Source organism: Acinetobacter sp. LipI_19 (assembly GCF_058242925.1).
The window spans coordinates 705,913-727,304 of sequence record NZ_JBZAYK010000001.1; the positions used below are offsets into that span (position 1 = coordinate 705,913).

General features: G+C 36.8%; 10 protein-coding genes and 1 pseudogene. All 11 read left to right on the forward strand.

Annotated features, from left to right (window positions below):
- Nucleotides 1-1,265 precede the first annotated feature (1,265 nt).
- The 11 genes and pseudogenes from AC4CVF_RS03390 to AC4CVF_RS03440 all read left to right on the forward strand — a co-directional run bounded on the left by AC4CVF_RS03390 (nt 1,266) and on the right by AC4CVF_RS03440 (nt 20,970).
- Nucleotides 1,266-3,011 (forward strand): ShlB/FhaC/HecB family hemolysin secretion/activation protein, encoded by a 1,746-nt coding sequence (locus AC4CVF_RS03390; protein WP_490788877.1) that lies wholly within the window; start codon nt 1,266-1,268, stop codon nt 3,009-3,011.
- A 70-nt stretch (nt 3,012-3,081) separates the two neighbouring features.
- Complete coding sequence (locus AC4CVF_RS03395; RefSeq protein ID WP_490788878.1) at nt 3,082-15,009, forward strand: two-partner secretion domain-containing protein; 11,928 nt, start codon at nt 3,082-3,084, stop codon at nt 15,007-15,009.
- A complete protein-coding gene (locus AC4CVF_RS03400; RefSeq protein WP_490788879.1) occupies nt 15,006-15,347 on the forward strand; it encodes a hypothetical protein in 342 nt (113 codons plus the stop codon). The genes AC4CVF_RS03395 and AC4CVF_RS03400 overlap by 4 nt, the downstream gene beginning before the upstream one ends.
- Nucleotides 15,348-15,392: 45 nt before the next feature.
- A pseudogene (locus AC4CVF_RS03405) lies at nt 15,393-15,563 on the forward strand (HNH endonuclease); the annotation flags it as partial.
- 11 nt (nt 15,564-15,574) lie between these two features.
- Nucleotides 15,575-16,045: an SMI1/KNR4 family protein gene (locus AC4CVF_RS03410; protein WP_490788880.1), complete on the forward strand. Its 471-nt coding sequence runs from the start codon at nt 15,575-15,577 to the stop codon at nt 16,043-16,045.
- 156 nt (nt 16,046-16,201) lie between these two features.
- Nucleotides 16,202-18,397, forward strand: coding sequence for a DUF8616 domain-containing protein (locus AC4CVF_RS03415; RefSeq protein WP_490788881.1), 2,196 nt, complete (start codon nt 16,202-16,204; stop codon nt 18,395-18,397).
- A 12-nt stretch (nt 18,398-18,409) separates the two neighbouring features.
- Nucleotides 18,410-18,799, forward strand: a complete 390-nt coding sequence (locus AC4CVF_RS03420) for a hypothetical protein (protein WP_490788882.1) — start codon at nt 18,410-18,412, stop codon at nt 18,797-18,799.
- Between the two features lie 150 nt (nt 18,800-18,949).
- Complete coding sequence (locus tag AC4CVF_RS03425; protein WP_483770800.1) at nt 18,950-19,549, forward strand: hypothetical protein; 600 nt, start codon at nt 18,950-18,952, stop codon at nt 19,547-19,549.
- A gap of 145 nt (nt 19,550-19,694) precedes the next feature.
- A complete protein-coding gene (locus AC4CVF_RS03430) occupies nt 19,695-19,967 on the forward strand; it encodes a hypothetical protein (RefSeq protein WP_483770801.1) in 273 nt (90 codons plus the stop codon).
- Nucleotides 19,968-20,126: 159 nt separating this feature from the next.
- Nucleotides 20,127-20,612, forward strand: a complete 486-nt coding sequence (locus AC4CVF_RS03435) for a hypothetical protein (RefSeq protein ID WP_490788883.1) — start codon at nt 20,127-20,129, stop codon at nt 20,610-20,612.
- Between the two features lies 1 nt (nt 20,613).
- A complete protein-coding gene (locus tag AC4CVF_RS03440; RefSeq protein ID WP_490788884.1) occupies nt 20,614-20,970 on the forward strand; it encodes a DUF7674 family protein in 357 nt (118 codons plus the stop codon).
- Nucleotides 20,971-21,392 lie beyond the last annotated feature (422 nt).

Here is a 21,392-nt window from a genome sequence, read left to right on the forward strand (position 1 = left end):
AGCTAATGCAATATTAACTTTGGAGATGTAAAAATGGCTAAATGCTTTAGTCGTGAAGTTAAACACTAAGCAATAGATTATGCGCTTTCGAATTTATATGTGTCTGTAGTTGCAATCGGCCAGAAATCAGGGGGAAGCTATTTAACATTAGACAATTTGAAAACTTATTTAAATTACAATAGGTCGGTGTTTGGTGAAAATCTCTGCTGATGCAAAAACAGCTGTTTGTGCATCCACATCAAGTTTTAAATCATTCACTAGTACAGGCTTTACTAAATAGTATGTGATTGATAGTGGAAGCAATTTTTCTATTTCTAATTTTCTTATTAATAACATAAATTATCTGTGTGCTTTATAAAATGAATTTTAAGGTAATTCTTGTTGGCCAATTCTATTTTGTTTCATGCTATGGAATCGCTTTGAAGAACTTTGATAAAGGATTAAATAATCCGTCTCAGCCATACAATGAAATTGATTCTAAAATATTAAGTGAAAATATAAATAAACCAATTCCAAACAGTCATGATGATTAATTTAATGCATTGATATCACAACCGAATGGGCATATTTTATCCCAAGCAACAATAGATAAAATAAAAATGGTACTCAAGCAAATGCCTAATCAGGAGGTTGCACACTATTTGTCGAAAGCATTTCCTTTAAACAATTTTAGTTCTATTCAAAATAAAAAACAGTTTTCAGAAAGGCTATTAGAAGTACTCACGAGTGAAGCTAGTGTTTCTAAAGAAGATATATAAGGTAAACTCATTTTATCTAGAAATCAAAATAATAACTCACAGTCTGTGCACATGTCGGAAGTTTATAAGAATCAACTAATCATTGCTTACTTCGATACATTAGGGAAACTATCGAAAATTGATCAGGTTTTGTGAAATGAGTGAATAAGTATAATTATTTACGCTTCAGCCTGTAAATCCTCAAAGTGATCAAAACTGGGTGAGTTATGTTCTATTTGATGGTTAGAAAACGGGTGATTATGCGATTCAGTAGTATCAGGTTGATGATATGTTAACTCCTATTGCTCAAGCCTATTATTCGATTGGACAAGTGTTGGATTAATTTAAAATCCAAAAAGAGCACTCTTTATTTTATTTAAAATATTGAATTTATATATATTTTTATTTAGAAATTATATTCTTAATTTTTATTATTGAAATTGATTAGAATTATACACGGCGTCCTATTTACAAAACGTAATAATTTAAACATAATTAAATGTGAAACTCATCACAATCACTATTGACATGAATAATTTTAAATTTAATAAACTTACTTTGAGTATTTTTTTTACGATTTTAGCAACAACAATACAAGCTGCAGAACCACAGCCGCGTCCAGAGTTAGAATTAGATGCTGTTCAGCGCCAGAAACAACGTGATGAAGCATTACAAAAGCAATTACAGCCCGAAGCTATAGTGCAAACGGGATTAGAAAAACAACTTCAAACCCAAACACAACTGCACTATCTAAAATCAAACAGTGAAGATGTATGTTTTGAAATTAAAAAATTTGTGTTGATGGGAGAGGATGCGCATCAATTTACTTTTGCTATGCGCTCTGTCACGCAAGGTGAACATAATCTCATTGGCCGATGTATTGGGGTACAAGGCTTAAACCAAGCCTTAGATCTGATTCAAAACAGTATTATTAGTCATGGTTATGTCACCACCCGCATGCTGCTCCCTCAACAAAATATTGCTTCGGGCGAGATTAAACTACAAGTGATTGCTGGGAAAGTAGATCAAATTCAATTTGTTCAAGGAACGTCAAAGCGTGCTCATAAATTTAATGCCTTGCCTGTTCGCTCTGGGGATATTTTAAATATTCGGGATATTGAACAAGGCTTAGAAAACTTTAAACGTGTGCCGACTGTTGAGGCAGACTTTAAAATCAAGCCCTCAGAACAACGTAATCAACCTGGCTATAGTGATTTAGAACTGGCATGGCAACAAACAAAACCCTACCGGATTCATTTAGGTGTTGATGATGCAGGCTCAGATTCAACTGGGAAGTATCAAGGTACAGCAACCTTATCTTTAGACCATCTGTTTACTGCAAATGACCTGTTTTATGGTAGTTATAACCATGATTTGGGCGGAGGAGATCAAGGTAAACGAGGTACAGATGGCTATTACTTAAGTTATAGCATTCCACTCAAATATTGGTTACTTAGCACCAGTTATAGTCAGTCTGATTATAACCAAACGGTTGCAGGTGATAGCCAAAGCTATAACTATAGCGGCAAAAGCAAACTGATCGGGGCTGATTTATCTCGGGTACTTTATCGTGATGCCAAACGAAAAACTACAGCCAGTGTAGGAGGCTGGTATCGGGAATCACAAAACTTTATCAATGATGTAGAAATTGAAGTACAACGTCGAAAAACCGGCGGCTGGAAAGCCAGTTTGGATCATATAGAATATCTAGCCAATGCGACATTAACAGGCAATTTAACCTATAAAAGAGGCACAGGTGCATTTAATGCAATGCATGCACCTGAAGAAGAGTTTGGCGAAGCCTATACCCATGTCGGTATTTTACAAGCGAATGCCGGTCTGCAAGTGCCATTTAAAGTCGGCAATCAATCGCTACAGTATCTTGCTGAATGGCGAACACAGTACAGTAAAAAACCATTGACCCCTCAAGATCGATTCTCGATTGGGAATCGCTATACGGTAAGAGGGTTTGATGGTGAACAGACCTTATTGGCAGATAATGGATTTTTAGTCCGTAATGAAATCAGTGGCTCGATGTTTAAGCTTCCGATGCAATGGTACACCGGAATTGACTATGGTGAAGTGGGGGGTAAAACCGCACATGAGCCAAATCCATTGCTGGGAACAAGTTTAATGGGTGCTGCCTTTGGATTACGTGGGCAAGTCTTAAAATCGGTCAATTATGACGTTTTTGTTGGGACGCCGTTAAAAAAACCAGACCACTTTAAAACAGACAATGTGACGACAGGATTTAGCCTGAACTGGATGTATTAATCCATTACATTCAATGTCCATATGCAACATTCAATCTTGAAAAAATATTAAAACATTTAGGTAAAACATTATGAATAAGAATCGTTATCGCGTTATTTTTAGCCAAGCACGTGGCATGTTTATTGCGGTTGCTGAGATTGTAAAAAGCCGTACCAAAACAGCGGGGCAATCACATGCTGTTGGTGAAATCGAAATAGTGGATGTCACGGGAGCATCTTCAATCACTTATAAAAAACTCAATCCTGTTAATTTTGCTGTGGTGAGCCTATTGGGTGCAGCAATTTACACCTTGCCGATGGCGACGATTGCTGAAAGTCAAATTGTGGCAGATCGATCAGCACCAAACTCACAACAAGCCACCATTCTCAACAGCAGCAATGGCTTGACCCAAGTCAATATTCAAACCCCAAGTGCCGGTGGTGTCTCTCGCAATACCTATACCCAGTTTGATGTGGGGCAGGAAGGTGCGATTCTAAATAACGCACGAAATAATACCCAAACCCAATTGGGTGGCTGGGTACAAGGTAATCCATGGCTCGCCAAAGGTGAAGCCAAGGTCATCCTGAATGAAGTGAACAGCAGTAATCCGAGTCAATTAAAGGGCTATTTGGAGGTTGCGGGTAAACAAGCGCAAGTGGTGATTGCCAACCCATCTGGTTTGGTCTGTGATGGCTGTGGGGTGATTAACGCAGATCGTTTTACCTTAACCACGGGTCAAGCAGTAATGCATCAAGGTTATCTTGATTCATTCCGAGTACGTGAAGGGCAAGTTACGATTGAAGGGAAAGGCTTAAATGGAAGCTTAACCCCTTATACCGATATTTATGCACGTGCTTTAAATGTCAATGCGGGTCTATATGCCAATGAGCTAAAAACCGTGTTGGGTCAAAACGACATCAATGTTCAAGATCCAAACTCAGCAAAAATTAGTGCAACAACAAGTACCCCATCTTCACCTACACCGAGCTTTGCCCTTGATGTTGGAAAATTAGGTGGGATGTATGCTGGAAAAATCTATTTGGTCGGTACTGAAAAAGGTTTAGGGGTACGTAATGCAGGGTCACTCAATGCTACGACAGGTCAAATGCATTTAAATGCCAATGGTGACTTAACCAATACAGGCAATATGATTGCCAATAAAGATCAAATTCTAATTCAGGCAAGCAATGTAAAAAACAGCGGTAATATCAGTAGTACACAACAACAAATACAGATTCAAGCCGACAATATTCAAAACACTGGGCTGATTGCGACTCGTGATGAAATTAAACTCAATGCTCAAGGCAAGATTGATAATAATGAGGGAGTGATCAACGCGGGACGAATTGATTTTACTGCGCAAAACTTAGCCAATAACAAAGGTAAAATCGAGCAAACAGGTCAGCAACAACTCAACATTGCTGCAAAAAACTTAGACAATACTCAGGGCTTAATTGGTCAGGCAACCGTCGATCCTAGTGGGACAGGGCAAACACCAGGTGGAACCATATCGCCAAGTGTGACTGATCCTGAGCAACAGTCTTCAGCGCAAGACTCAAGTACGGTTGAAGTTGCACCTACAGATTTAACACCCAAGGTTTTCCAAGCAGGAAATATTCAGATTGCTCAAGATATTGCCAATGTAGAAGGTGCAATTGTCAACAATGCTGAAATCAATCTTAGAGTTGAAGGCAGTATTAAAAACAATGGTGGTGAAATTCAACTGCCTGAATTGCAATTTAATGGGCAATACTTTGACAACCAACAAGGTAAACTCACTGCGAATGTGGTGAATATCACTGCACAACAGGTGGATAATCAAAAAGGTGTCATTAGTGCCAATCAAAGCTTTGATTTAACTGCACAGCAACTCAATAACAATCAAGGCCGTTTACAAAGCGCCAAGACATTCAATTTAAATTCAGCTGAGATTGATAATCGCCAAGGTCAAATACTTGCTGCGGATGCATTAACTCTAAATTCTGCGAACACCAATAATACCCGAGGCATCATCGGTTCAGTCAATGCGGATGCCAAGCTGTCTATTCAAACTTTAGACAATCGTAAAGGGGAGATTTCAGCACAGAATGTACACCTGACGGGTCAGAGTTTAAACAATCAACAGGGTACAATTCAATCCAAAACAGCAGATCTAAACATCAATATTGATCAAATTGATAATGGTACGACGCAAGCTTCAGCAGGGAATCTGATTGCTGGGCAAAATCTAAAATTGAATGCCCAGCAATTACAAAGTACTGGGCAAATCTATGCAGGCAATACGGCTGATTTAACAGTGAATCAGTTACAACAGCATGGTCAATTGGCAGCACAGAACAAAATCAAGGTTCAAGCAAATGCCATTGTCAGTGATAAAAATGCAGTATGGATCGCAGGTCTTGATCAAGACGGGAAACTAAGCAATACAGATGCCACACTGAATATTGATGCGCAACAGGTTCAGCTGGCAGGGAAAATTTTGGCAGGTGCTGAGTTGCAAATTAAAGCAGCTCAAACAGCAGACTTAAGTCAAAGTGAAAGCCAAGCCAAAAATATAAACATTGCTACAACCCAACTGAATACCAACAATGCAAAAATTATTGCAGATGAGCAACTGGATTTAACTGCAACACAAAGCATTCAGAATGAAAAAGGGCAATACAGTGCGGGGCAAGTTAATCTCAATACAGTACAACTCAATAACAACCAAGGTTTAATTCAACACACAGGTAAAAATGACTTTATTCTGGATGTCGCAAATCAGATTGATAACAATGCTGGACAGATCATCAGTAATGCTACAGGTACAGAAATCAAGACCAATGCATTGAACTCTGTTGCAGGTGAGATTTTACATGCGGGTGATCAACAGCTAAAAATCACAGCACAAAATCTGCAAGGGCAACAAGGCAAAATCCAAAGTAACAGCCATCTACAACTCGATCTAGGCATTACCAATTTAGATCAAGCGCTTACATCTGCACAAAATATTGATTTGAATGCAACTGAACTGAGCCATCAACAAGGGAAATTGCTTCAAAGTGATGCCAATGGGCAGTTGAAAGTGAATGTTGCACAAACATTGAATAATACCTCAGGTGTGATTAGTGCTGCTGGTAGCGCTCAGCTGAATGTTACTCAACTGAATAACAGTGCAGCTAAGCTTCTTGTAGATAAACAACTTGGGATAAAAGCTGATGATATCAACAATACACAAGGTACTGTATATACAGACGATTCGCTTAGTATCATTGCAAAACATGGCATTAATAATCAGCAAGGTATCTTAGCAGCCAAACAAGCGGTATACGTAAAGGCACAATCATTAAATAATACAGAGGGTACAGTTCAATCCGAACAGTCAAATCTTGATCTCAGTACCAGTGGAGCGCTGGATAATCAACGTGGAAAACTGCTGTCTAATCAAGATATCAGTATTCAAAGTCTAAGTTTAAACAATGCATCTGGAACAATTTTTTCTAATCAAGGCTTAAACTTAGATGTAGACGGGGAAATTGAAAATCAGTCTGGTACAATTGCTGCCAATAACAATATCTCAGTTAATGCTCAATCATTAGATAATACTTCAGGGCAAATACGCTCTGAAAAACAACATTTAAATATTATTACTCAGCAAAATTTAAACAATGATTCAGGCATTATTGTGGCAGCAAAAAATGTTGCGATCACTGCACAGGATCTATCTTCTCAAAATGGACAAATTCAAGCAGGTCAACATGCTGATTTAACCGTTCAATCTTTGGATAATACTGCTGGTACACTCTATGCAGATGGTCAATTAAAATTAAATGCTTTAGCGCATATTAACAATCAAGATGGTGTGATCGCGGCTAACCAAGGATTTAATTTAAATGCAGCTTCATTATCAAATAATGCTGGTAAATTAATTGCACAGCATTCTGCAATGCAGCTCGATATTGCCAACGAATTAAGCAATATCAAAGGCGAGATTTCAGCCGCGCAAGACTTAACAATGAATAGTGGTCATTGGAATAATGTTGAAGGTAAAGCTGTAGCGGGTCAAAAATTACACCTAAATACCGCTACATTAGACAATCATCTTGGTGTGATTTATGCACAAGACCAGTCTAAGATTGTAGCCACTGGTCAAGTGAATAATACTTCAGGGGTTATTGCGTCTAAACAGATTGATTTAACCTCACAGTCATTGCTTAATGATTTGGGTAAAATCAGAGCAGAACAAGGTTCGTTAAATTTATCTGTAAACAATGAGCTGAGTAATCTGTCAGGTGAAATATTTGCACAACAAGAAGCAAATTTAAAAGCACAGCAAATCAATAATCAAAAAGGTAAAATACAGAGTGTTTTAAAAACCAAGATTGAAACAAACACTTTAGATAATCAATCTGGAACAATTTATAGCCAAGATCAACTACAACTGTTGGCACAGTCAGCAATTCAAAATCAGCAAGGTATAATCGCTGCACAAAAAGATCTACAGATAAACAGTACAGATTTAAATAATGAGCAAGGTATTATTCAATCAGAACAGGGACGCGCAGATTTAACTGTACAAGGTGCATTGAATAATCATCAGGGCGAATTATTTGCAAGTAAAGGATTAAATGTTGTTGCTCAAGGGATTGATAATCGCTTAGGGCAAATCTCATCGTTAGAAAAATTGAATTTAGACAGTCAATTACAAACATTGAATAATGAATCAGGTAAAATTTTAGCAGATCAAATTTTGCTAAAAACTGGCTTGCTTAATAATAATTCAGGTTTGATCCAATCTAATTCTGAATTAAGCATCGATACCAATCAGCATGATTTGATGAATCAAAATTCTGGTGCTCGTGGTGGAATACTCAGCCAAGGAAAACTTAATTTAACCCATGTCCAACAGTTATTAAATGATAACGGCATTCTTGCTTCAGCAGATGATGTAGAAATCAGCGCACAGCAATTATCCAATCAAAAAGGACAAATCAATAGTCAAGGCAATCTAACAATTGCTCAACAACAGTCAGGTGGGGTGCTGAATAACCAAGGTCAAATTCAAGCATTAAAAAATATTCAAATTTATACCGACCAATTGAACAACAGTGGTCAAGGCAGTCATATTGTTGCTGCTGAGGATTTATCAATCCAAGCGCAAGTGATCGACAATCGACAAAATTTAGATGATACGATTTTGGGTGGTTTAGATGCTCAAAATATCCAATTAAATGCACGTGAGTTAAATAACCAATCTGGTGGAATTAGAGCAAGCAAAGATGCATCACTTTTGATTCAGCAGAACTTTGATAATCAACAAGGCAGTGTGACCAGCCTAGGGACATTATTGATTGGCGATTCTCAAAAAACCTTAAATATTAAGAATACTCAAGGGGAACTCATCGCGCAAAATCGGTTAGCAATCAGTGCGAACAATTTAATCAATCAAGGTAAAATCATTAGCCTTGGTGATGCTGAATTGAATTTAAAGCAAAGTTATACACATCAGCAAGGTGATGAGCTGAGTGCCAATGGTTTACTCAAGATCGATAGCGAACACGATTTCATCAATCAATCTGTCCTAAGTACAGGTAAAGGCCTTACTGTAAATGCTCAGAATATTTTAAATCAAACTGGGGCGAGTATTAGCAGTATTGAAACGCATTTAATCGCCAACGATGTGCTACATAATCAAGGTTTAATTAATGGTGAGTTAACCCACTTAAAAGCAAACTTAGTCTGGAATGATGGTGCTAAAATTTATGGTGATCATATTGCTATACAAGCACAGACCTTAAATAACAAATCGAACGGCTCTTGCGTCGGGACAGAGCAGTGCTCTGCTAGTCCTTCCTCAGGCGCAGTTATTGCTTCACGTGGAGATATTGATTTAGGGATTGATATTTTAAATAACCAAGCAGGAGGTTTGATCAATAGTGACTCAAAAGACAATGCTTGGATATTGAGTATGGGGCAATTAAATGTTGGGGGCTCACTGGATGGTAATTATCAAGCACAAGGTCAAGCCCAACTGATTAATAATCGTAGTGCAACCATTGAGTCTCAAGGCAATATGCGACTCACTGCAAAAGAAATTCAAAATTTAAATGATAATTTTTCAGTACATCAAGTATTAGAGTCTTCCAAATTTGTACATAGTTATGAGGATAATCGACATCCTGGGGTTGATGTTGCAGATTTGCTTGTTGAGCTGGAGAGAGACGGTGGTTTTTACTGGCTTGTGTTAAGTGATGGGCGACGTTTACGTACCTATAATATTTTTGAATATGATAAAGAAACCTATGTTCCCGAAGTATTAACCAGTACCCCTGGGCAAATATTGAGTGGGGGCAATATGTTGCTTCAATCTGATCATATCGTAAATGATCAGAGCCAAATACTTGCAGCAGGCGTATTAAAGGTAGAAGGAACTGATATTGATAACAAAGCCTATTTAGCAAATAAACTCATTCAATTTAAAAATCCAAAAAAATGGTTTTATGATTCTGGTCGAAAGAGTTCAATGGCCTATACGCCTGCTGATGAGACAGAGCCATATCAGTTAAGTGGCCTTTATGGTGGCAATAAAGTTATTGCTGTTCCAACGACAGAGATTAAAGACAAGACCAATGACACTGTTCAAGTGGATGTAACAGGTTCCAAACAAGCGCAAGCACTTGAATATGAAAAACAACAGGCTCAACAAAAGCAAGTTGCAGTGGATGCTGGACAACAGGTCAACGTTAAACAATCAGAAAATGCACAAAATCAGCAGATTGGTGAGCTTGATCCGAATGGTTCACAACAGCAAGTCCAACCAACTGAAAATCAAAAAGTTGATTCAGCTCAACAGCTAAATGCTTTAGACAAGCAGGTGTCTGGGGTAGACAAAGCATCTGACTATGAAGTGCGTAGTGTAGAACAAAAGACAATTATCTTGCCAAGTAATGCGTTGTATAGCACAACCAAAGATAGCCAAGCGCAGTATTTGGTAGAAACTGATCCAGCATTTAGCCAATATAAAAAATGGCTATCATCCGATTACATGCTGAGTGCACTTGGTTTAGATCCAGCAAATCAACAAAAACGACTAGGCGATGGTTTTTATGAGCAACGTTTGGTGCAAGATCAAATTGCACAGTTGACAGGGCATCGTTTTTTATCTGGTTATGGTAGTGATGAAGAGCAATATAAAGCTTTAATGAACAACGGCTTAACCTTTGCTAAAAGTTATAATTTACGTCCTGGAATTGCTTTAACTGCTGCCCAGATTGCACAGCTCACCAGTGATATTGTGTGGTTAGAAGAAAAAACCATCACATTGGCAGATGGGACAAGTAGTAAAGTATTGGTTCCACAAGTTTATGTTCGAGCAAGACCTGGTGATTTAAAAGGTGATGGTACTTTGATCAGTGCTGATCAAGTGCAACTGAATATGAACGGTGATGTGCTTAATCAAGCGACGATCGCTGGACGTGAAGCACTCATCATCAATGCAAATAATGTCAACCAATTGGCTGGACGAATGGAAGCCAATCGTGTTGGGATTAAAACGCAAAATGATTTAAACAATATTGGCAGTCAGATTGTTGCAAAAGAAGCAGCATCTTTTGATATTGGCGGAAATTTAAATGTAAATAGTACATTGACCAGTAATAATAAACAAAAAGGCCGGAGTAATTATGGTTTTACCGCTATAGATCGCAAAGCAGGGATCTATGTGGGTAATAACCAGACTAGCTTAGTGGAAGGTAGTGATAATTTAAAGAAGACTTTAAATATCAAAGTGGCTGGTAATACCACATTGAAAGGCGCAGAAATTTTAAATAGCAATGGTTCAACCATTCTACAAACGCAAGGGGATGTAAATTTAGCGACATTACAAACAGAGCGGATTAACAATAGTTATAAAAATAATAAAAATTATGACTTTAGTACAACGCAACAAGATATAGGTAATCAAATCGTTGCAAAAGGCGACTTAACCCTGACTGGGAAAAATATTGATATTACAGCTTCTCAGGTCAGTAGTGTGCTAGGTCGGACGACTTTAAGTGCTGATGAACAACTCAATATTCAAGAAGGGCGTGCTCGTAGTACAGTTGAACATGCAGATGAAGTGAAGAAAAAGAGCTTTTTAAGTAGTAAAACAACCCAAACTTACCGAAAAGATAAGTCAGATGAGGGCATAGCCAGTACTGTTGATGGTAAGCAAGTCATTTTAGATGCTAAAAATATCAAGATACAAGGCAGTGAAATAATTTCAGATGAATTAACGCAAATTCAGGCCAAAGAAAATGTCAGTATTGTAGGTGCTGAAAATAGCTATTTAAATTATGACGATAAAAAAGTTAAGAAATCTGGATTGATGTCGAGTGGTGGTATTGGTTTTAGTATTGGTTCAAAAAAAGAGCGCACAGAACAGGAGCAAACTAAGTATACCAACACTGGTTCAATAGTCGGAAGCTTAAATGGCAATACCAATATCATTGCAGGAAAAACATATCAACAAACAGGAAGTACGGTTTCATCACAACAGAGTGATGTGAATATATTGGCACAACAAGTCAATATCGAGGCTGCTAAAGAACAAAGTACCAGTGATTATAAACATGAAATGGAACAAAAAGGCTTAACGCTTGCTGTGAATGTTCCAATTGTCACTGCCGTACAATCAGTAATGGATTCTACAAAACATGTTGGTCAAAGCAAAAATGATCGTGTGAATGCCATGGCAGCAGCCAACGCAGGATTTGATGCATACAAAGCTGGGCAGTCTTTAGGAAAGTTACAAGGTGCATTATCGGATGCAAGTCAGCTCAATGGGGGCGTAGAAGTTGGAGTTAGTCTGACCTACGGCGAACAGAAAAATACAGAATTTAGTCGAACACAAAGCACGACTGCTAGTCAAAGCCAAGTTTATGCGGGTGGAAAAACCAACATTGTTGCCACAGGTGCAGGAGACAAATCCAATATTAATATCATTGGTTCAGATGTTGTTGGTATGAAAGGAACAAATCTGGCAGCAGATCATGATGTCAATATTAAAGCTGCTGAACAAAAGGCTACTGAAGAATCGGGTAACAAGAGCGCAGGTTGGAATGCTGGTGTAACTGTAAGTAATCAAACAGGCTTTGGGATCACTGCTGGAGGAAATTTAGGCAAAGGTAAAGGCAGTGGAACAGATACGAGCTATGTTAATAGTCACGTGGGTTCTAAAGATAGTTCAACCACGATCAGTAGTGGAAATGCAACCAATATTATCGGTGGTCAGGTACAAGGTAAAGGTGTACAGATTGATGCCAATGAACTGAACATAGAAAGTTTGCAGGACAAAGCCTCGTATAAAAGCAAACAACAAAATATTTCAGGGCAAGTGAGTGTAGGCTTTAGTGGCGGTAGTGTTTCTGGAAGTTTTAGTAAATCTAACGTTGATGCCAATTACGCCTCAGTGAATGAACAGTCTGGAGTATTTGCTGGTGATGATGGTTACCAAATCAAGGTAAATAAAAACACAGATTTAAAAGGTGCAATCATCACATCTACACAGGCTGCCGAAAAATTAAAGAACAATAGTCTAGATACAAGCACGCTGACTCATTCAGATATTCGTAATGTGAGTGAATATGATGCCAAAGGTATCAGTTTAGGTGCAGGTTTTAATGCAGGAAAAAGTGATGAAAAAGGTGGTAAAGCGCCTGATACTGTACTTTCTACACCAAACAAAATTGATCCACATACTTCAAGTATCACAGGTGTAAGTAAATCTATCGGCTTTGGTTTAGACAGTGATAAAGACAGTAGTGTGACCAAAAGCGGTATCAATACATCAAATATCACCATTCGAGATGAACAAGGTCAGCAAGCTTTAACGGGTAAAACCGCTGAGCAGATCAAGTCAGAAATCTTGACCAATGTGACGACAGATACAGCACGAGAAAACAGTGGTGTGCTGAAAAATAACTTTGACGAAGATAAGGTTCAAAGTGAAATCAATTTGCAGATGGATGTGACAAAGAGATTTGGGGAAAATGCACCAAAAGCTGTTGCTGACTATGCCCAACAACAGGCCTTTAAACAAAGACTACTCGGGAACGAAGCAGAAGCAAAAAAATGGGATGAAGGTGGTGTTTATCGAGTTGCGATGCATACAGCCATTGGCGCTTTAAGTACGGGTACACTAGAAGGTGCTTTAACAACGACTGGCATTGCAGCAGCAGCACCGACACTAAATCAAATTCAAGAAAATATGGTCAAAACCTTGACTGACAAGGGAATGAAAACTGATAGTGCAGAGGCAGTTGTTAACGGTGTAAGCAGTTTGGCACTACTTGGTGCAGGAACTGCGGCTGGATTAAACACATCAAGTGTAGGCACAGCAGTAAATGTCGATTCAAATAATCGTCAGTTGCATCGAGAAGAAGTTGATCTCATTCAAAAGCTAGCAAAAGAATATGCAAAAGAAAAAGGAATAAGTGAAGAAGATGCGAATACAATCTTAACGCGAGGTGCTTTATATAATATCGATGAAGGATGGAAGAATAGTATTGATCGGAGTATATCTGAATCAGAAATATCAAAATATCAAGAAGGTTATCAATATTTACGTGCACAAACAGCCAATACCACAGTCAGTGATTTGAATAGTGATTTATCAATAACTATCGACGATAAAGGAGCACAAAAAGAAGGTCAATTACCAACTATTAAAGTTCAAGCAACTAAGGATACATATGCAGGTCATTTAACTGATTCTGAAATAGAAAAGGCTAAAACTTACATTGATACTGAGGGTAAAGGTTTTACTGCAACTCCAGAGGATTTTAAGAAAGAGGATATATTCCTAACCAATACATTAGCTGGAAGCACAGATACAAAATCTCCATACAACAATTATAATGATAAAAAAGAATTCATCCAAAAATATGGTGCTATACAAGACAATGAAGTTAGTACTGTTGAAAGTTTAGGCTCTACAGTTAATAAAACAACTGGTGCGATTATTGGTATTGGAAGCGGAATTAAAACAGGGATAACTGATACACTCAATACGGCTTGGGATGTGGCAAATGGTACAGTTAACTTCCTAGAGCATCCTATTGATAATACGAAGAATGCGATAGATAAGGCTGTAGAAATTTCACAGAATTTACCTGAAATCGCTCAAAAAATTAAAACAGAGTTAGACCTTTCACTTGAAAAACAACAAGCGACAAAAGATCTGTATCAAATGCAAAAAGATACAGGAAAAGAGGCTAAGTCTGATTTTCAGATCACTGGTGAAATTTTAGGAGGGGCTGGAATAGGTGCAGTTGGTAAAAAAGCAACAACTGAAACAGCTAAAGCCCTAGAAGAAGCCATTAAAAATGCTGATGATCACGTAACACCAAAACCAGCCACAGTAGCTGGGACACCTGATGTCAATGGTGGAGCAACTACCATGACCGGAAATCCAGAAACGAATGGTGGTCTAGGGAAAACTGAAGTTGCAGGTGCAACTGTGGCTGTTGGTACAGGTGAAAACAAAGAGGTAATCTCTGTTGACTTTGAAAAGTCTAAAATAAAAGGAAATCCTGAAAGTGTAGTAGTGAATAACTTAAAGCCAAATGCTAAATATGAGTTGTCAAATGGAACTAACTTTGAGACTAATGCTCATGGATATGTGGAGGAAATTAGTTTTACTCCAGATTTTAAAAATCCTGGTAAACGTGATATTCGTCAAACAAATTTAGGTAAATTAGGTGACGAGGGGGATGTAGGTGGGCATATCCAAGCATGTGTTTATGGCGGCACTTGCGATGCTTATAATTTATTTCCACAAAATTCAAATTTTAATAATTCAGCTTATAAGGTATATTTTGAAAATATCGTGAGAAAGGCCGAGAAAGATGGTAAATCTATTGGTAAAGCAACGGTTATGTTTACAAGAAATGATCCTAGTTCATTAAGACCAGACAAAGTCTTTGTAGAGTTTACTATAGATGGTAAAAAGCTAGATCCTGTAATGTTTGAGAATAAGGCTGGTGGAGGTATAAAATGAACAAACAGATTGAAATTTTAAATGATATTGTTAAATATATAAATATCAATAGTATCGTGAATTATGATTCATTCATTTTTGAATATAAGTTCAATCCTGAAGAGGGATGGGCAAATTTTCACTTAGATTATTGCAAAGATAATCAGAGTTATTTAGCTAGTATACAGGACTTTGGTTTTTCAACTTTAGAAAATTTATGTAAGAAACTTCATGATGAAATGCAATCACATACAGGTGGTGATTGGAGAAAGTTTATATTAACTGTAGATGAGAAAGGTAAAGCTAAAACGCAGTTTATTTATGAAATACAGTCATGTATGGATGAATTTAATGATTAATTTAAAAAACCTCTAAAATTTTAGAGGTTTTTTAAGAGTAAATTTACGAAAAATCAATTAGAACAGTTACGTTTAGGCGAACCTAAAATTGAGGGTTATACATGGCATCATAATGCACAGTCGTCACCCAATAGTATGCAATTGGTGCCAAATGAATTTCATTCAAATAAAGCTGTTCCCCATTCAGGTCAAAATTCATTAAAAGATGGTAAATAGTGGTGTAACTTATGGATATTCGTAGAGATAATGGTAAAAACTCATTAGATGAGATTAAAAGGGTCCAAAATGAATTAGGTTATTTTTTTCCTAACAATTATATTGATCTTATACGAAATCATGATGCTTTGAGATTTGAGAAAAATATTTTTGATTTTAAAAATATTTATAATAAAGAAGATGAACGGGATTTGAACTTTTTAAGTTTTAAATCTGATCATTTGGATGGTGATATTTTAAGTAATCAGGATAATGTAAATGACCTTGAAAATTATGGTATAAAAGATCTAGTTGTTTTTGGAATATGTGCAAATGGTGATTATATTTGTTTTGATTATCGAGAGGATTCTCAAACTTCAAATCCTAAAATCGTATTAGTTTATCATGATGACTTTGTTGATTTTGACGATGGAACAAGTTCTATGGTTGTTAATGATGTAGCTAATAATTTTGATGAGTTCTTAAAATTGTTACATGAGTAGTAGATATTAATAAAAGGGGGCTGGTGTTTTTAGTAGCCCCTCCACTTTAGTTGGTGGAGAAAAAATAAATATAAAAATAAAGATGTAATCAGCTTGATCGCAATACGTATAGTCAAACGACATTAGAAGCCAATAAAGTGAGTTTGACGAGTAAGGGTGATAACAACTTTGGCTGGCGCTAAAGCCACAGCAAATCGTATTGATGCGGATGTCGGTGGCAAGCTCAGTATCATCAGTCAACAAGACCAAGTTGAACAAAAGATAGAACAAAGTGGTGCAGGAGCACGTCTCCAAGCTTCATTGGGTACAGCATGGCAAGCGTCTGGAAATCTATCCAACAGTAGCGCAAACGGTTCATCCAATAGCGTGAATCAGCAAGCAGGCCTTTTCGCGGGTGATGGTGGTTACCATGTCAAAGCAGATCAAGTTGATCTCAAAGGTGGTGCAATTGTTTCTACCGCGAAGAAAGAAAATAATGATTTGACTGCAAATCGTTTGACGTTTAGCGATATCAACAATAAGAGCAGTTATGATGCGACTTCGGTGAGTTTATCTGGTGGAACAGGCTTTGGAGAAGAAACCAAAACAGATAATCAGGGAAATAAATATACCAATAATGTCAATTGGCGAGATAGCACGACCTTTAGCCCAAGCTTACCACAGCATGAATCTGACAAAGACAGTAGTGTCACTCGTGCAACCCTAAGCGAAGGTAATATTACGATTGGAGGTCAAGCAACAATGACCACAGCGTTAGGGATCCATAGTGATGCCAGTACAGCACATCGAAGTGTAGACACATTACCAAATCTACAAGAGATTATCGACAAGCAAAAAACCGTAGCAGATGCGACTTCAACCATTGTGGCAGCAACAAGAACCTATAGTCAAAATCAGCAAAAACAAGCGGAAGCAGAAAAACAAACTGCCAAGCAAGATGTACTAGAACAACTCAATCAAAATAGCGATGCGCTTAATTACTATCAAAGTCTTGACCCTGCAAAACAAGAGGAATATTTACGCCAATATTCACCTGACTACGATAAAGCAAGTCAATTAAATCAAGACTGGGGTATGGGTGGAGATAAGAGTCGAGCAGTCAATGCAGTAACTATGGCAGTTACAGGTGCATTGGGTGGTCAAACAGATTTACAAGTTGCAGCCAATGCCCTTGCACCTTATGCAGCAAATATTATTGGAAAAGAGTTAGGTCATGGAGAGGACAAAAACAAAGCAGCTCAGTTGGCTGCCCATGCGATATTGGGAGCAGCACTTGCCTATGTAAATGGCGGTAATCCAGCAGCAGGAGGCAGTGCAGCGGTTGCAAGTGAAGCAGCAGCGGATTATCTCACCAATCAATACAAAGACAAAAAAGAATATCAAGATGTCAATGGAGAGTTCCAACCGAACCTTTTACCAGAAGATGTGAAGACTCAAATTCGAGATCTGACAGCAGCGATAGGAGCTGTGGTTGGTGGAACAGTTGGAGATTCAGCGTTTAATGCGCAGCTTGCTGGCGTAGTTGGGCAGAATGCGGTGGAGAATAATGATTTTTCTTTACCTTATGGAAATACTAACTGGGCACAAGGTGTTGGGCCACTTATTAGTGATGCAAAAAATAGAGGGTTAAGTGACGAAGAAATACAAGAATTATTACAGGCCTATAAACAACCTGATGCAAAACAAGGGAGAGAATATGTTGAAGGGTTAACTAGAGGTTCTGTAGAAATAGCTGTAACGACGATGGCACCTGAGTTAGCGATTCAAAAATTAACACCGATTGTGGTTACTGTATCTAAAAGCAGTTGGTTTAAAGGAGTTCTTGATAGTTTTAAAGGGTTGTTTGGTAAAGGAGATGATTCTGGTAATTTAATGGATAGTGTCACTGCAGCAGGTGATACAATAAGACATAATTCAGTAAGCACAGCTGTGGGTGATGATGCAGCAACTATTAATAATTTTAATAATGCGATTGATACAGGTAAAGGTCATAATGTCATTGTTCATGGTAGCGGTCCGAAAGAAATTAATGGTCAGAAAGTTTTTTATGATGAGTTAGGGGGGATACCAATAATTAATAATAAGCCTACTAATATGGAGCAAGTTGCTGAAGCTGTACGTACTAATCCAAATTATATTGAAGGAACACCAATATGCTTAGGTTCATGTTGGAGTGGTTCAAGTGGAACAGCTCAGGAGTTGGCAAATTCATTAAAAGCTCCAGTTTTCGCTCCTTCTAGACCTACAGCATGGGATGTTGATGCAAAAAAATGGGTTCTTGATACTGATAAATTAGATATGGTTAAACATCCAGAGATTAAACCCGAATGGAAAATGTTTTATCCAAAATAGGAAGATGACTATATGCAATTAAAAACTTTGTTCTTATTTAAGGAAAAATACTATCAAGATAGACCTTTAGATAAACCAAGTATTGAGGATAATAAGTATGTTCTTTCTGAAGTTGAAGCTGATAAAATTGTAAAGTATTTAGAGTCAGGATTGACTTTATTGGAATTTGTAAGCCCAATAGATGATCCTTATGATGGAGAATTTACTCCATTTGTCATTAAGACTGATGGAGTATATGTATGGGATGCAGTAATTATAAGTTGGGTAAAAAAGTATAAGGTGCGGTTGCCTGAAAGTTTTATTACACATATGCAAAAAAGAAATTATCAACTTATAGATCATAGTTTGATTCCAAAAGGTTTGAGTGATTTTTTGAAGCAGTCTGAAAAAATATTTTGTTAATATGAAATAGACGTACAAGACATACGAATATGGAACAAGTTGTTGAAGCTGTACGTGCTGTCCCAAATTATACTGAACGAACATCAAAATGCTATGGTTTATGATGGAGTGGTTCGAGCGGAAAAGTGCTTGGCCAAAAGGAACAAAATAATGAGTAACTTAAATGTAGATTGGAAACCTGAGTTTGGGTTTATATATACTTGGTTTGCAATGGATAAAAATGGAAAAATTGCGGTTTTAGTTAACAATTCATTTGGTGATTTACCAAAAAAACTACTAGAAATAGATAATATCGAAAATTATTTAGATTATTTATCAGAGTTTATGTGGGAGGAGTCTGATAGATATCCTAATTATCCACCAAACAAATTAGGGAGCTTTGTTGTAGATTATTTCTCTAAATGGAGGAATAAGGAAATATCTAAAGAATTATTGGAAAAGGATTTGTTAGCTGATTTAAAAGAAAATAGAAATTATAGTGAAGTTAATCTTTCAGCTAATAAAGGTTTTTTTGTATATCATGCGATTGAAGGAAATAAAGAAGGAGATGACTATCCAATTGGGTATAATGGTGAAACAATTATGGGTGATTATTTTAGATATTTAATGCCAACAATATATGGTTCTATAGAAGATTTTCCTGAAGAGCTAAGGAAGTATATTGTTGTATCTGAAAATTTAGATTTCACAATTGATAGAATTTTAATAAATAATCAAATAAATACTTATTTTACTCGCTTAGCAGCTTAAAAATCCTATGATTATAAAATAAATAACTAAGAATTTTAAAAGAAAGTGATGAAAAAATATGTCAAATTTATTTCGATTCTGGGGGTAAGAATATTTCCTGATGGTGGAGTAATTATTACACCGCCAAATTATAAGGATAAATAAAATGTTTAAAGTAGATGACCATATAATTCTTGATGTACAAAACCAAGTGGATTATAGAGATATAAAATACGGTAGAGATGATTTAGGTGATCTCTCAAAAAAAATTGTATGGACGGAGCCATTGGATTCATTTATGGAAGTTTGCAAGAAGACTATTGATGAGTTTATATATGATTTTAAACTTGATGAGGCTTTGTTGCGCAAACATTTCAGAGACTGTTTTCCCCCTAACCTATCAAATTCAAGGCACAACTCGGGTGTGAGGTCGGCCTAATTCTCTCAAAGGGGACAAGGTTATGAATCTATAGCAAAGTATGCTCAAGATAAGGGCTTAAGTAATGCAGAGACTCAAAAGTTAATTTATGAATATGGTCAGCCTGAAAATAAGCAAGCAAAAGAATATATAGAAGGTTGAACATTCGAAGCACCAAAATTGGCTGCGTCTATATTAGTGCCAGAGTTAGCTGTACAAAAATTAGAACCAATAATTGTTATAGCATCTAAAAGTAAGTGGTATACGGGAGCAGTTGATACTTTTAAAGGATGGTTTGGAAAAGCGGATGATGTTGTACCTGAGCTTTCTAATATTAATACGACTCCTATTGCTAAAGAAGGGCTTTTGGATAATTTAGCTTCTCAAATGCAGAAACCAATTGTAAACGATAAAAAATTACAAAATATTGCAAATGACTTATACAGAGAAAATGCAAAAATTGGGAATGGCAGCACCGGTGCGGCAGTAAGGTATGAGAATGAAACAGGTGAGGCTGTAGGAAGTAAATTACATACACAAAAAGCTAATGACTATTCAGAAGGGTTAAAAGAATGGATTATTAAAAATCCAGATGCATCAACAAATGATAAAATGGCTGCAGAACAAATGTTACGTGATCTACAAAATGCTCTAAACGGAAAGTAAAATGGAAATAATTGATGATTATATTGTAAAATTAATTGATGAGTTACCAATGTTAAAAAAAACATATGAGGATGAATTGAATTATTGGTATCCAAAAAAACCACCTTTAACATTATTGATGAGTGATTTTGGAAGAGAAATTGTGAATTTGGAATTGAGTGATGATGTTTTAAAAAAATTAATGGTCATGATAGAAAATGGTTTAAATTCAAAAGACGATCTATTAAGTAATGCAATTGCTACTGGTCTATTGGAGACATTATATTTCAATTTTGTAGGTGAATCTAAGTCGAAATTTTTGAAATTTTTAGAAAAAAATAGTAAGCATCATATTAATATACTTGAAAATTTTTATTAAAATTGAGGTTGAGAGCCTTGAATGGAAATTCAGGGCTTTTTCAATTTATCCCTTTCAACGTACCGAATTATTCAGTCGAAAACATCCGAAGAACAGGATGCAATATTCAACACGAACAAAATTATACAGTAGCCTTATTCCGCATTAATTAAATATGACTAAACAACAGTATATATAACTTGACTATTTAGTAGTGTAGTAGTGGTTGGTTCTGAAATCAGCGCCTATAATTTATTTTGTGTAGTTCCCTTTTAAATGAGAGATTATCGACAAGCAAAAACTGTAGCATAGACGTTGCCCTATCTCAACAGTTCGTAAGCATCCTTCCCAAGCGGCAGTTAACGCTTTTTATGAGAGCTTATCCAATATTATTATCGTTCACCCTGAAGATACTCTGGAGACAGTTAAAGCTCTCATTACAG